This window comes from Streptomyces sp. NPDC039609, from assembly GCF_055596705.1.
This window is the reverse complement of record NZ_JBVIUJ010000006.1, coordinates 15,624-29,126: the sequence shown is the minus strand read 5'-3', so window position 1 is coordinate 29,126 and position 13,503 is coordinate 15,624. Positions and strand designations below refer to the sequence as shown.

Annotated in this window: 8 protein-coding genes; 7 read left to right on the top strand and 1 reads right to left on the bottom strand. The window is 74.0% G+C overall.

Annotation, left to right across the window (positions count from 1 at the left end; translation table 11 throughout):
• Positions 1 to 149 precede the first annotated feature (149 nt).
• The 5 genes from ACZ561_RS18370 to ACZ561_RS18350 all read left to right on the top strand — a co-directional run bounded on the left by ACZ561_RS18370 (position 150) and on the right by ACZ561_RS18350 (position 8,948).
• The gene (locus ACZ561_RS18370) at positions 150 to 854 is read left to right on the top strand and encodes a GntR family transcriptional regulator (RefSeq protein ID WP_470995981.1); all 705 of its coding nucleotides are present in this window, start codon (positions 150 to 152) and stop codon (positions 852 to 854) included.
• Positions 855 to 953: 99 nt separating this feature from the next.
• Positions 954 to 2,480 carry a hypothetical protein gene (locus ACZ561_RS18365; RefSeq protein WP_470995978.1) on the top strand — a complete coding sequence of 509 codons (1,527 nt, stop codon included), beginning with the start codon at positions 954 to 956 and terminating at the stop codon, positions 2,478 to 2,480.
• Positions 2,477 to 3,190, top strand: coding sequence for a hypothetical protein (locus ACZ561_RS18360; RefSeq protein WP_470995975.1), 714 nt, complete (start codon positions 2,477 to 2,479; stop codon positions 3,188 to 3,190). The genes ACZ561_RS18365 and ACZ561_RS18360 overlap by 4 nt, the downstream gene beginning before the upstream one ends.
• Positions 3,187 to 4,083, top strand: a complete 897-nt coding sequence (locus tag ACZ561_RS18355; RefSeq protein WP_470995972.1) for a hypothetical protein — start codon at positions 3,187 to 3,189, stop codon at positions 4,081 to 4,083. The genes ACZ561_RS18360 and ACZ561_RS18355 overlap by 4 nt, the downstream gene beginning before the upstream one ends.
• Before the next feature lie 56 nt (positions 4,084 to 4,139).
• Positions 4,140 to 8,948 carry a hypothetical protein gene (locus tag ACZ561_RS18350; RefSeq protein WP_470995969.1) on the top strand — a complete coding sequence of 1,603 codons (4,809 nt, stop codon included), beginning with the start codon at positions 4,140 to 4,142 and terminating at the stop codon, positions 8,946 to 8,948.
• A gap of 403 nt (positions 8,949 to 9,351) precedes the next feature.
• Here ACZ561_RS18350 and ACZ561_RS18345 read toward each other — a convergent pair whose 3' ends face one another.
• Complete coding sequence (locus ACZ561_RS18345; RefSeq protein WP_470995966.1) at positions 9,352 to 9,810, bottom strand: hypothetical protein; 459 nt, start codon at positions 9,808 to 9,810, stop codon at positions 9,352 to 9,354.
• 426 nt (positions 9,811 to 10,236) lie between these two features.
• On the opposite strand from ACZ561_RS18345, the gene ACZ561_RS18340 reads away from it, so the two are divergent.
• Both ACZ561_RS18340 and ACZ561_RS18335 read left to right on the top strand, forming a co-directional pair.
• Complete coding sequence (locus ACZ561_RS18340; RefSeq protein WP_470997141.1) at positions 10,237 to 13,062, top strand: nitrate- and nitrite sensing domain-containing protein; 2,826 nt, start codon at positions 10,237 to 10,239, stop codon at positions 13,060 to 13,062.
• Complete coding sequence (locus ACZ561_RS18335; protein WP_470995963.1) at positions 13,059 to 13,499, top strand: roadblock/LC7 domain-containing protein; 441 nt, start codon at positions 13,059 to 13,061, stop codon at positions 13,497 to 13,499. The genes ACZ561_RS18340 and ACZ561_RS18335 overlap by 4 nt, the downstream gene beginning before the upstream one ends.
• The last annotated feature ends 4 nt before the right edge of the window (positions 13,500 to 13,503 follow it).

Sequence of the window (13,503 nt, the reverse complement as noted above, 5' to 3'; positions counted from 1 at the left end):
GGCGTGCCTGAGGACGTACTGAAGAACCGTGCGGTGCCGTCAACGTAGAGGATCGTTGAACGATCCGACAAGAGGTATGTCGTCACGTTCTTGTTTCCGCGAGGCACCTGCGATTGACTCGGCCACGGACGACGGAGGGAACGGACGCAGTGGGCGGAATCGACGAACTGGCGGACGACCGGGCGCTGCTCGGGCGGACCAGCACGGCGGAACGAGTGGCGGACATCCTGCGCACCCGCATCGCCGAGGGCTTCTTCCCGCCCGGCACCCGGCTCTCCGAGGACAGCATCGGCGGCGCGCTCGGCGTCTCGCGCAACACGCTGCGCGAGGCGTTCCGGCTGCTCACGCACGAACGGTTGCTCGTCCACCAGCTCAACCGGGGCGTCTTCGTGCGCGTCCTCGCGGTCGAGGACGTCGCCGACATCTACCGCACCCGCCGCCTCGTCGAATGCGCGGTCGTCCGCGAACTCGGGCAGCCGCCCTTCGCCGTCGACGGCCTCGCCGCCGCGGTCGAGGAGGGTGAGCGGGCCGCCCGCGCCGCGGACTGGAAGGGGGTCTCCACCGCCAACATCCACTTCCACCGCGAACTGGTCGCCCTGGCCGGCAGCGCGCGCACCGACGAGCTGATGCGGGGGGTCCTCGCCGAACTCCGGCTCGCCTTCCACATCGTCGACGACCCTCGCGGCCTCCATGAGCCTTATCTCGTACGAAACCGGGAGATTCTGGAAGCTCTGCTCGCCGGCGAACGCACGACGGCGGAACGCCTCCTGGCCCGCTACCTCGACGACTCCCGCACCCGCATCGTCGAGGTCTACGCCAAGGCGGTCGAGGAGCCGGAGACCCTGGAGGCCTGAGCGGGGCGGTTCGCACCCGGGCTACCACGTCCCGCTGCGCCGCGGGGGGCATCTGCGCCGTTTCGACCGTTGTCGGTGCGAGGACCTAATCTGTGCACCGTGACTTCGCCTGCCTCGACGGACCTCGTTCCGCCCCAGCTCAGCGCGGGGCCGCGGCCCGCGCAGGGCCCGGCCGCCGACGAAGGGCTCGCGCGGCGCCTCCGCGCGCTCGCTTGCACCGCGCCGCTGCATGACCTGGACACCCGCAAGGCGAACCTGGCCGGTGAGTACTCGGTCTACGCGATGGCCGAGGTCGCCCTCGCCGCCATCGACCTCGTCACGCTCAACATGGACTTCGACACCGGCGCCGACCACGAGCAGATCGTCGCCCGTCTCCTGCCCCGCGTCGCCGCCCAGGCCCCCGCCCGCGCCGCCGCCGAACACGAGCGGGTGGCCCGCTGGGTCCTGGAGAACCTGATCAACGTCGGCAGCGTCGACCGCGGCTTCCGCGCCGTCTACGGCACCTTCGGCGCCGACGGCGTCTACACCCGCCGCGACTACGACTTCAAGCTGATCGAAGAGGTCCCCGGCTACGGCGGCGGGGTCTACCTCCGTACGACCGACGAAGCGGTCAACGTCCTGGTCGGCGCCCTCGACACCGACGTCACCAGCGCCCAGATCGCGGCCGAGGTGAAGCTCGAGGTCCTCATCAGCCGCGGACGGCTCGCAGACGCCCAGCTCGCCGCCGAGCAGGCGCGGTACCGGACCGTGCAGTACGCCGAGACCCTCCGCAAGACCCTGGAGGCGACCCGGCGCAACGTCCGCGCCGTGGACTGGCTGCAGGCCGTGCCCGACATGATCGCCGAGGCGCTCGACCACGTCGCCGACCGCTACCGCCACGAGAACGCGATCCTCACCAACATCCGCAAGGCCCGCGACGAGGCCGAGGACGCCGAGCACAAGCGTCGCGCCGCCGAGCTCGTCGACATCGTCAAGGACTGCATCCGCCGCCACACCCAGCTCCAGTCCCGCCTCCTGGAGGCCGGCCCGCTCTTCCGCGCCGAGCAGGACCGGCAGGCCTTCGCCGCGCCCACCTCGTACACGGGGATAGATCTGTACGGGCAGCTCGTCGCACCGATCCTGCCGCTCCCCGTCGAACAGGCGACCAGGGTCACGGACGCCTTCTTCGCCCGCGGCACGGGACTGCGCACCCCCGCATCCGTACGCGTCGGGGACCTGGTCGAGATGTTGCTCACCCCGCCGGTCGAGCGCGAGCACCTCGGCGCGGAGATGCCCGAGCCGGACCTGATCGCCACCCCCGACGACAGCCGCTTCAGCGAGGAGCAGCTGGCGAGCGCGATGGAGCTGCTCGACCTGGAGCACGACGCCCCGCGGCGCCTCTCCGGCCTCCTCGCCGACGCCCGCCGTCGCGACCCCGACCTGCCGTACCTGGTCGCCCTCCTCGCCGTGCACGCGGCGAGCCCCCCGGTCGGCACCGCGTACCGCCAGGGCGAGGAGCGCCTGCTCTTCGCCGTCGACGACGGCACGCAGCTGGACGACCCGGAGTTCGGCGGTGCCGACCTGATAGTGGGTACGGCGCTCCTGGACGCACTGGGCATGGCGGCGGACCGCACGGAGGCCTCATGACCACGGACCAGGCGGCAACGGGAACGCTGCCCCAGCCGCCGTCCCCGCAGGATCACGCGCCATCGGGCGAGGCTCGGCCCCCGGCCGAGGGCGCTCTCGCAGCCGAGCCGTCGATCGTCGACGGGAAGCCGGTCGATGGGATCCGCCTTCCGGGCGAGTCCGTGGTCGTGGCTGCTTCTGCGGCGGGCGGGCGTGCGCCCCTGGTCGACGGTCTGCCGCTGGCTGAGGCTGCCCGCACGGCCGGGCCGTCGGTCGTCGACGGGAAGCCGGTCGATGGGATCCGCCTTCCGGGCGAGTCCGTGGTCGTGGCTGCTTCTGCGGCGGGCGGGCGTGCGCCCCTGGTCGACAATCCGCCTCCGGTCGGGAGTTCCCTCCCGGCGGGGCCCCGGCTCCCGGCCCAGGGCCCGCTCGTGCGGCCCCTCGCGGAGGAGGCCGACTCCGCCCCGCTCCCGAGCGGCGACGATCCGGCCGCCGCCGACGGGACACCCGCCGCGCCCGTCATGGCCATCGGGGTCGTGTCGGCGCCCGCGCCGGCGCGCCGCGGTCCGGCTCCCTCCGTGCGGGCCGTCCGGCTGAGCGCCCCCGCAGGCGCCTCCGGCGAGGTCCCGCCCCGGCGGAAGGCAGTGCGCGTCACCCCCGTCCGCCTGCCCCTGCCGCGCCCCGTCCCCACCGCACCGCCGACCACCCCCACCGAGGAGCCCCAGCCGTGAGCGAACACCACGCCGAGCACGCCGACGCGTGGAGCGAGCCGGAGCCCCCGCACACCCCGGCGGCGGCCGCCGCCGTCACCCCCGCGGACGCCGCCGACGCCGCACGGCTCGTCTCGTTCGGGCTCCAGCCCAAGCTGCTGCCCGCCCGCGACGCCGAGTACGCCGAGCTGCTCCGGCGCTACCGCGAGGACCCCGCCTTCGCGCGCCTCGCCGACGCCGTCGCCACCGGCCTCGGACTCGTCGTCCTCGAGGTCTCCCCGCGCGCGGGCATGGCCGTCACCGCCGGCGAGGACTCCGTCTTCGCCGTCCGCATGGGCGACTACGCCCGCCGCGCCTCGACCGACTCCGCCGACCGATTCCTGCACGGCCTCGCCCACCTCGCCGTCGCCGCCATGGCCTTCCCCCGCCCCGAGGACCTCGCCGACGACGGCTACATCGGCCGCCTCACCGTCAACGGCGTCGACTCCTTCGTACGCCAGGCCTGCCGCCGGCTCGAAGAGCGCGCCGAGGAACAGGGCGAGAACACCGACCCCGCCTCCGACGCCCCCGGCCTGGAGGCCGCCTGGCGGATCTACGCCCGCCGCAGCTCCACCGGCGCCACCAAGGACGCCCGCCGTCTCGCCGGCTCCACCACCGGCATCGTCGGCAAGGCCGTCGCCTTCCTCACCGACTCCGGGTTCCTCCAGCGCACCGGAGACGACGCCGGCGGCGCCTACCGCACCACCGCCCGCTACCAGCTGCAGGTGCGTGACATGGCGGGCAGCGCCGCCATGGCCGAGCTCCTCGACCTCGGCGTCGTCCCCGTCAGCGACGGCTCCGCGACCCTCCTCCCGCCGCCCGACGGCGACGACCTGGAGCTCGCCGCCGACGCCGGCCTGCCCTTCCACGCGTAACCGCCCGCGCCACCGCCCCGCGTCATCACCGAACCAGTCGACGAGAGTCCGCCGCCATGTACGAGCTGTCCCGGGTCCGCCTCTACTCCATCGGTCCCGCCGGTGCGCGCTACGCCGACACCGTCCTGGACCTGCGCGGAGTCGGCGCGCCCGTGCCCCACCCCGCCCCCACCCAGGCGGAGTTCTTCGAGGAGGAGCCGGTCGGCCCGCCGCGCCGCCCCGCGCCCGCCGGCGTGCTCTTCCTGGAGAACGGCGGCGGCAAGTCCGTCCTCCTGAAGCTGATCTTCTCGGTCATGCTCCCGGGTCACCGCAACACCCTCGGCGGCGCAAGCTCCGGCGTGCTCCGGAAGTTCCTGCTCGCCGACGACTGCGGCCATGTCGCCCTGGAGTGGCAGCACACCCTCACGGGCGAGCTCGTCGTCGTCGGCAAGGCCAGCGAGTGGCGCGGCCGCCAGGTCTCGAACGACCCGCGGAAGTTCGCCGAGGGCTGGTACTCCTTCCGCCCCGGACCCGGTCTGAGCCTGGACAACCTCCCGGTCGCCGAGTCCACCGCCGTCCGCGCACCCGTCGAGGGCGCCTCCGGCGCGCAGGGCCGCCGCCGCACCATGAAGGGCTTCCGCGACGCCCTCACGGAGGCGGGGAAGGCGTACCCGCACCTGGAGGTCTACTGGGAGGAGATCCACGACCGCTGGAACGAGCACCTCGGCGACCTCGGTCTCGACCCCGAACTCTTCCGCTACCAGCGGGAGATGAACGCCGACGAGGGTGAGGCCGCCGGCCTCTTCGCGGTCAAGAAGGACTCCGACTTCACCGACCTGCTCCTGCGGGCCGTCACCGACACCCGTGACACCGACGGCCTCGCCGACCTGGTCGGCGGCTTCGGCAACAAGCTCGGCCGGCGCGCCGAGCTCACCGCCGAGCGGGACTTCACCGCGGGCTCCGTCGACCTCCTCGGACGGATCGTCGAAGCCGCCGGGACCCGGGCACGCGCGCGCGACGTCCACGCGGCGTCCGAGCGCCGCACCCGTACGCTCGCCCGCCGCCTCTCCGCCCGCGCCACCGAGGAACGCGGCCGCACCGCCGAACTCGCCCAGCAGGTCACCTCCGCCGCGCACGCCGTCTCCGAGGCCGAGACCGCGCGCGGCCGCAGCTCCCTCATCGCCGCCGAACTGGCGTACCGGCACGCCTCCCTGGCGCTGACCGTCGCCGAGAAGGGCGCCGCCTCCCAGCGCCGCGAGCTCACCGACGCGCGCACGCTGCACGCCGCCTGGCAGGCCGCCGAGGCCGTGCTCCGCAACCGGGCGGCCGGCGACCGCTCAGCGCGCGTCGCCGCCGCGATCCGCGAGGCCGAGCGCGACGCCGCCCCCGCGCTCGCCGCGCGCGCCGAGGCCGCCGCCGATCTCGTACGCGCCCTGCACGCCGCCGCCGAGGAGGGTGAGCGGCACGCGGCCGAGGAGGAGGAGCGCTCCGCGGCTCTCCAGGACGCGGGCGAGACCGCCCACCGCGACGCCACCGCCGCCGCGACCGAGGCCCAGCGCGCCCGCAGCGAGGCCGGACACCTGCGGCAGCGCCTCGCCGAGGTCGAGCAGGAGACCGCCGAGGCGGTACGGGCGGGCTGGCTCGACGACACCGCCCCGGACGCCGACCCGGCGCGCGCGGCCCTCGCCGCGAGCGACGCCGAGAAGACCACCGTCGCCGCCTGGGACGCGGCCCGCGACGCGGCCCGCACCGCCGCCGACCACGCCCGCGAGGCCGCGGCGGCCGAGTCCCGCGCCGAACTCGCCGCGGCCCGCGCCACGGACGCCGCCGAGGCCGCAGAGCACGCCTACGACGCGGAACGCCGCGCCGCCGAGTCCCTCGCCACCGACGCACGCCTGGCCGAACTCCTGAGCCTGCCGACCGCCCGGCCGACCTCCCCGTTCCCGGGCCAGCGTGCGGCGGAGACCGACCCGGGAGCGGGCGCCGACGGCCCGAACGCCGTGCCGGGCGGCGCCGGACGGACGACGGGGTCGCACGGAGTCGCCGGTCCGGACGCGCGAGGCATCGCGTCCGGCGAGCCCGGCTCGGGCGCGCATGCCGCCCCCGGCGCCGCCCTCGGGCTCGCGGGCCCGCCGGACTCCGGTTCCGAAGGAACCCCCGGCCCGCTCACCGTCACCGAGTTCGACCGGTACGCCGACGAGCTCCGCCGACTGCTCGACCAGTCCATCGGCTCCGCCGAGCGTCAGCTCTTCGACCTGCGCACCGCCGCCGCCGACGACTCCCGCATCCTCGGCGCCCTCGGCGACGGCGGACTGCTGCCGCCGGGACCGGACGTGCTCGCCACCGTCGAGTACCTCGGTGAACAGGGCATCCCCGCACTCCCCGGCTGGCGCTATCTGGCCCAGGCCGTCGACCCCGCCGACCACGCCGCCGTCCTGGCCGCCCGCCCCGAGCTGGTCGACGGCGTGGTGATCACCGACCCCGTCTCGTACGCACGCGCCCGTGAGGTGCTGAGCACGGCGGCCCTGCTGCCGCGCTCCACCGTCGCCGTCGGCACCGCCGCCGCGCTCCTCGCGCCCGTCCCGAGCCCGGAGTCCGGCGATGACACGGGCGTCTTCCTCGTCCCGCCGAACCCGGCCATGCACGACGAGCACGCCGCCGACGAGGAGCGGCACGCCCTGCGCGCCCGCGCCGCCGCCCGCGACGAGGAGATCCGTACGCTCGCGGCCCGGCTCACCGGTGACCGTTCGCTCGCCGCCCGGATCGGCTCGTGGCGAGCCGACTGCCCGCCCGGCATGATCGCCGAACTGGCCGCCGTCGCCGCCGCCGCGCGCGAGACCGCGGAGGCGGCCGCGGCCACGCTCGCCGAGGCCCGGACGGTACGGGCGGAGGCCGACGAGGCCGCCGCCGACGCCGCCCGCGTACGGGACGAACGCCAGGAGGCCGCCCAGCGCGCCCGCCGTGTCGCCGACGCCCTCGCCGGCCTGGCGTTCCGGCTGCGCGAGCGGTCCGCCTGGCAGGCCAAGCTCCGTGAACTGGCCGACGACGCCGCCGAGTCCGAGGCCCGCGCCCAGACCTGCCTGGAGCGGGCCCGCGCCGCCGACGAGGACCGCCGCGCCGCCCAGCGGGCCGCCGACGACGCCCACCGCACCGCTCGCGCCCTGCGCGCCGAGCGGGCCGAGATCGCCGGCGCTCCCGACCAGCTTCCCGAAGAGGACGAGGCCGCGCCCCGTACCGCGCTCCCGACCCTCCGCGAGGCGTACCGCGCCGCGTCCCAGCTGTACGAGAAGGTCGGTGTCGGCGCCGACCTGCGCGCCGAACAGGCCCGTGCCGAGAGCGATGAATCGGCCGCCCTCGCCGAGCTCGACCGCCTCACCAACAAGGTCCGCACCCGCGCCGAGCAGCTCCTGGAATCCACGGACGGCGCCGACGGGCCGTCCCGCCAGGCCGCCGCCGCCCGCGCCGAGGCCCTGGTCCAGATGCTGGAGACCCGTGCGTCCGAGGCGAGCGAGAAGCTCGGCCGGCTCCGCGGCGAGGCCGAAAGGCTGGCCCCCGAGGACGGCGAGTCGCACACCGAGCTGCCCGAGGACCAGGTCCCCGCCGACGTCGAGCAGGCCCAGGCCCTGCTCCGTACCGCGACCACCGAACTCGCGGCCCGCAGCGATGCCCTGGAAGCCGCGCGCACCGCGCACGCGAGCCTCCTGCGGGCCCACCGCACCGCCGAGGACGCCGCGGGCGGCTTCGACGAGACCGCGGCGCTGCTGCGGGACCTGCTGCGCGACCACGGGGAGGACGAGGAGGACGGCCCGGAGACGTACCCCGGCACGCTGGAGGAGGCGCGGCACACCGCCGCCGAGGCCCGCCGCGCGCTGCGTGCCTGCGCCGCCGAGCTCTCCGCGGCCGACGCCGCGGTCCGCGAAGCCGGCGACATCCTCGTGAGGCACGCCAACTCCACCCGCTACGAGCAGGTCCGCACCCCGGCCCGGCAGCAGATCCGCGAACTGCCCGCCGCCGCGCTGCCCGAGCACGCCGCGAAGTGGGCCGAGGCGTTCGCGCCCCGCCTCCGGGTCCTCACCGACGAGCTGGAGCAACTGGAGCGCAACCGCGACTCCATCGTCGACCGGCTGCGCGGACTGGTGGAGTCGGCGCTGACCACGCTCCGCTCGGCGCAGCGCCTGTCGCGGCTGCCCGAGGGCCTCGGCGAGTGGTCGGGGCAGGAGTTCCTCCGGATCCGCTTCGAGGAGCCGGACCAGGCCACCCTCACCGAGCGGCTCGGTGAGGTCATCGACGAGGCGACCCGCGCCGCCGTGAAGAAGAACTCCGACATGCGCCGGGACGGAATGTCCCTGCTCCTGCGGGGCGTTCAGGCCGCGCTCGAGCCGCGGGGCATCGCGGTCGAGATCCTCAAGCCGGACGCCGTGCTGCGGGCCGAGCGCGTACCGGTCGGGCAGATGGGCGACGTCTTCTCCGGCGGCCAGCTCCTCACCGCCGCCATCGCGCTGTACTGCACGATGGCCGCGCTGCGCTCCAACGACCGGGGCCGGGACAAGCACCGGCACGCGGGCACGCTGTTCCTCGACAACCCGATCGGCCGCGCCAACGCCACGTACCTGCTGGAGCTCCAGCGGGCGGTATCGGACGCCCTCGGCGTCCAGCTGCTGTACACGACCGGTCTGTTCGACACGACCGCGCTCGCGGAGTTCCCGCTGGTCATCCGGTTGCGCAACGACGCCGACCTGCGGGCCGGGCTGAAGTACATCAGCGTGGAGGAGCACCTGCGCCCGGGGCTGCCGCAGCCGAGCGCGGAGGGCGAGGCGATTCACGGCGAGATCACCGCGACCCGGATGTTCCGCCGCTCGCAGGTCGAGGAGTCCGTCCCGCAGTAGCAGCGCGCGTACGAGAACGGCCCGGCCCCCGAGAGGGGACCCGGGCCGTTCACCCGTCCAAGTCGCGCGACCCAAGGCGGACCCAAGCCCGGAACGCCACGCTGGGTTCCAGCCCGGAGCTCAAGCCCGGAGCGCAACGCTGGGTTCCAGTCCGGGTCCAAGTCCGGAGCGCAGCGCTGGGTTCCAGTCCGGGTCCAAGTCCGGAGCGCAACGCCGGGTTCCAGTCCGGGCTCAAGCCCGGAGCGTAACGCTGGGTCCCAGTCCGGGGCCAAGCCCGGAGCGCAACGCCGGGTCCAAGCACGGAGCTCAAGTCCGGGGCCCAAGCCCCGTCTCAGCCCTTGCCCGAGGCCCACGTCCGAAGTGCCGAGGCCCTCGCCCGAGCCCACGCCCGAGGCTTCCGCCCTCAGGCGGCCTCGGACAGCGCGTGTGTCTCCGTCCGCGCCGGCCTCTCGCTCCGCGCGGTCTCCGCGTCGCGCACCAGCCCCGCTGTGCCCTGCCCCTGTTCGGCTTCCGGCACCTGCCCGGCCTTCCGCTCCCTGCGCCGCTCACGCCTCAGCCGGCGTGCCGTACTGCTCGGCTCCGACACCACGCCGTTCCGCTGCCGCCAGACCTGGCGCGTCACCCACACATCGAGCACGCTCCACGTCGCCACGACCGTACTGCCCACGGAGCTGAGCAGCATCGGAAACGCGAGCCAGGAGTCGGTGACCGCACAGAAGAAGGCGACCATGCCCTGTATGAGCGTCACCGACGTGAGCATCACGGCCCGCACGGCGGCGGTACGCACCGGGTCCGGCATCCGGCGCCGTCCCTTCCTGTCCTCCACCCACAACTGCCGTGCCGATTCCGCCTCGTGCACCATCGTCCTCGTCACTCCCCACCGCCGACCGTCCTCTGGGGTGGCTGCCCGTCATGAGCGGCTTTACACGGACACACCCCGCCCCGTACACAATGACGCTCGTCGAAGGGAAAAGGTTTCCCCTCGTTCGTACCGGAACGAACAGTTCCAGCCATCCGCCGTACCCCCACTCGCACCGTCCCGCCACGTGTCCTGCGCCACAGTGGCGAATGCCAACTCCCTGAATACCGGGACATCTCATGATCAACGCTCACTCGAGAGGCTGAAAAACGTCCGGACGTGCCTTCGAGTTGGCTGTGATGCAGTAGTAGGCTCGCGCCGCCGTTTGTTGAATCCGATGGTTGACGCCATGTGTTGACGCAGTGAGTTGACGCCACGCGTCGCAAAGGAGGACCTCCGCGACGGGTGGAGGCCGAACTGGGGGAGGCCATGCGCTTTCGCGGGAAGTCCATCCGCCGGAAGATCGTGGCGTTGTTGCTGGTGCCGCTCGTGTCCCTCACCGGCCTCTGGGGCTTCGCGACGGTACTCACCGGCCGCGAGGCCGACCAACTCCTCGACGTCGGCTACATCGTCGAGAAGGTCGGCTACCCCATCGAGGACACCGCGCGCGTCATCCAGAAGGAGCGCCGCCAGTCCCTGATCTATCTGGCCGATCCACGTGCCTCCGACTCTCTCACCACCCTGCGCGAGCAACGCGAGGCCACCGACCGTCAGATCGCCCTCATCCGGCGGAACGCAGCGGACTCCGGCGTACAGGAGGAGATGCGGCCCCTCGCCTCGCAGCGCCTCGAATCGCTCCTGACGGCGCTGGACGGCCTCGACGCGCTGCGCCGCTCCGTGGAGAACCGCAGCATCGGCCGTATGCAGGCCCTCGACTTCTACAACCGCCTGGTCGACCCCTGTTACAGCTTCCTCATGAGCCTCCACGCGCTCGAGAACGTGGAGATGGACAAGCAGGGCCGCGCCCTCGTCGGCGTCACTCGCGGCCGCGAAGCGCTCTCCCGCGAGGACGCGCTGATAGTCTCCGCACTCATCTCCGAGCGCGTCACGGCCCAGGAGCTCCGCGCGATCAGCGATCTCATCGCCCAGCGCAAGCAGTTCTACGAGGTGAACCTCGAACTCCTGCCCACGGTCGAGCGCGAGAAATTCGAGCGGTACTGGGGCAGTCCCGACACCGAGCCGCTGCGCCGCGCCGAAGAGGACCTGATCGCCGCCGGTCCCGCCAAGAACCCGCGCGCCATCACCGCGGAGCGCTGGGAGGAGCGGGCGAACCCGGTCCTCGAGGACCTGGCGCGGGAGAACACCGCCGCGGGCGACCGATACCAGGAACGTGTCCAGCCCGCCGCCTACAGCGTGCTGCTCAAGGCAGGCATCGCCGGTGTCCTCGGCTTCCTCGCCCTCCTCGTCTCCGTCGTCGTGTCCGTACGCATCGGCCGCGAACTCGTGCGCGACCTGCGCCGGCTGCGCAAGGAGGCCCAGGAGGTCTCGGGCGTACGCCTGCCCAGCGTCATGCGCCGCCTCGCCGCCGGCGAACACGTCGATGTCGAGACCGAGGTGCCGCAGCTGCGGTACGAGCAGGACGAGGTCGGCCAGGTCGGCCAGGCCCTCAACACTCTCCAGCGCGCCGCCGTCGAGGCCGCCGTGAAGCAGGCCGACATGCGCCGCGGCGTCGCCGAGGTCTTCGTCAACCTCGCGCGCCGCAACCAGGTGCTGCTGCACCGCCAGCTCACCCTGCTCGACACCATGGAACGGCGCACCGAGGACACCGAGGAACTGGCCGATCTGTTCCGGCTCGACCACATGACCACCCGCATGCGCCGTCACGCCGAGGGCCTGGTGATCCTCTCCGGCGCCGCCCCCTCCCGCCAGTGGCGCAAGCCCGTCCAACTGATGGACGTCGTCCGCGCGGCGGTCGCCGAGGTCGAGGACTACGAGCGCGTCGAGGTGCGCCGCCTGCCCCGCCTCGGCGTGGGCGGTCCTGCCGTTGCCGACCTCACCCACCTCATCGCGGAACTCCTGGAGAACGCCACGGTGTTCTCGCCCCCGCACACCGCCGTTCAGGTGCTGGGCGAACGGGTTGCCAACGGCTTCACCCTGGAGATCCACGACCGCGGCCTCGGCATGAACCCCGACGCCCTGCTCGACGCGAACCTCCGGCTTGCCGAGACCCCCGAGTTCGAGCTCTCCGACACCGACCGCCTCGGCCTCTTCGTGGTCAGCCGGCTCGCCCAGCGCCAGAACGTCCGCGTCTCGCTGCAGCCTTCGCCGTACGGGGGGACCACCGCGGTCGTCTTCATCCCGGCCGTGCTGCTCACCGACGCGCCCGAGACACAGGGCGCGGGCTTCCGCCTGGACCGCAAGAGCCTCGACCGTGGGCTCGCGGACCGCGAGAACGGCGAGCAGCCGGGGCGGCGTCCCGCCCTCACCAAGGTGCAGGGCGGCGCGCCACGGGCCACCGGGGCGACGCGCTCCGCGGCCTCCTCACTCCTGGACGGCCCGCTCGACGGGCCCGTCGAGCTCGAACCGCCCCTCGGAACCTCCGGCTTCGAGGAACTGCTCGACCCGTCCGCGGCGGACCTGGAGGACACCGAGAGCGAGCGCGGTGGCCTCTTCCGGCCGCGTGACCACCGTCGCGGCCTCACCTCGGCCCCGGGTGTTGAGCAGCATCAGCAGATCCCGGACCAGACGCCGGAGCCGTCGTACGACCGGACGTCCCAGCGCGGCCCCGTGCCGCTGCCCCGGCGCCGTCCGCCCACGCTCGTCGTCGACCACGGCCGCAGGATCGACGAGCCGGGCCGCGCCCACCCCGCTGCCGCCCAGGAGCCCACGGGCCCGAAGGGAACACCGCGCACGCTGGTACCCGTGCCCCCGGCCGGTCCCGTGCCCCCGGCCGGTCCCGTACCCCCGGCCGGTCCCGTGCGGCCGGTGGCTCCCGTGCCGCCGATCGGTCCCGGGGCGTCCGACGGCCAGGTACCGCCGAACGGTGCCGGACCGTCCGACGGCCCCGCGCCGTTCGGCGGACTGCCCCGCCGGGTCCGTCAGGCGAGCCTCGCGCGCCAGCTTCGCGAGACGGGCGGACGCGACGACGACAAGACCTCCACCGGCACCACCGCCTCCGCCGGCACGGACTTCGAGCGCGACGCCGAGGAAGTGCGCAGCCGCATGGCGTCCATGCAGCGCGGCTGGCAGCGCGGACGAGAGCAGAACGCCGAATCACCAGCACCAGGAACGACACCCGAGGGGGACGGTCGATGACCGCACCGAACGCCGCAGCAACCAACACCTCCGGAAACGCCAACGGCGAGCTGAACTGGCTCCTCGACGAGCTTGTCCAGCGGGTCGGATCCATCCGCAAGGCTCTGGTGCTCTCCAGCGACGGACTCTCCACCGGCGCCTCCGCGGGCCTGACCCGCGAGGACGGCGAGCATCTCGCCGCCGTCGCCTCCGGCTTCCACAGCCTCGCCAAGGGTGTCGGCCGCCACTTCGAGGCGGGCAAGGTCCGCCAGACCGTCGTGGAGCTGGAGGAGGCGTTCCTCTTCGTCACGGCGGCCGGCGACGGCAGCTGCCTCGCCGTTCTCGCGGACGCCGACTCGGACGTCGGCCAGGTCGCCTACGAGATGACACTGATGGTCAAGCGGGTCGGCGTCCACCTCGGGACGGCCCCGCGCTCCGGACCGTCCGCCGGAGGGTGAGTGG

Coding starts and splice junctions, on each gene's coding strand:
- ACZ561_RS18360 (WP_470995975.1), top strand. CDS start 2,477: ATGACCACGGACCAGGCGGCAACGGGAACGCTGCCCCAGCCGCCGTCC.
- ACZ561_RS18350 (WP_470995969.1), top strand. CDS start 4,140: ATGTACGAGCTGTCCCGGGTCCGCCTCTACTCCATCGGTCCCGCCGGT.
- ACZ561_RS18345 (WP_470995966.1), bottom strand. CDS start 9,810: ATGGTGCACGAGGCGGAATCGGCACGGCAGTTGTGGGTGGAGGACAGG.
- ACZ561_RS18340 (WP_470997141.1), top strand. CDS start 10,237: ATGCGCTTTCGCGGGAAGTCCATCCGCCGGAAGATCGTGGCGTTGTTG.
- ACZ561_RS18335 (WP_470995963.1), top strand. CDS start 13,059: ATGACCGCACCGAACGCCGCAGCAACCAACACCTCCGGAAACGCCAAC.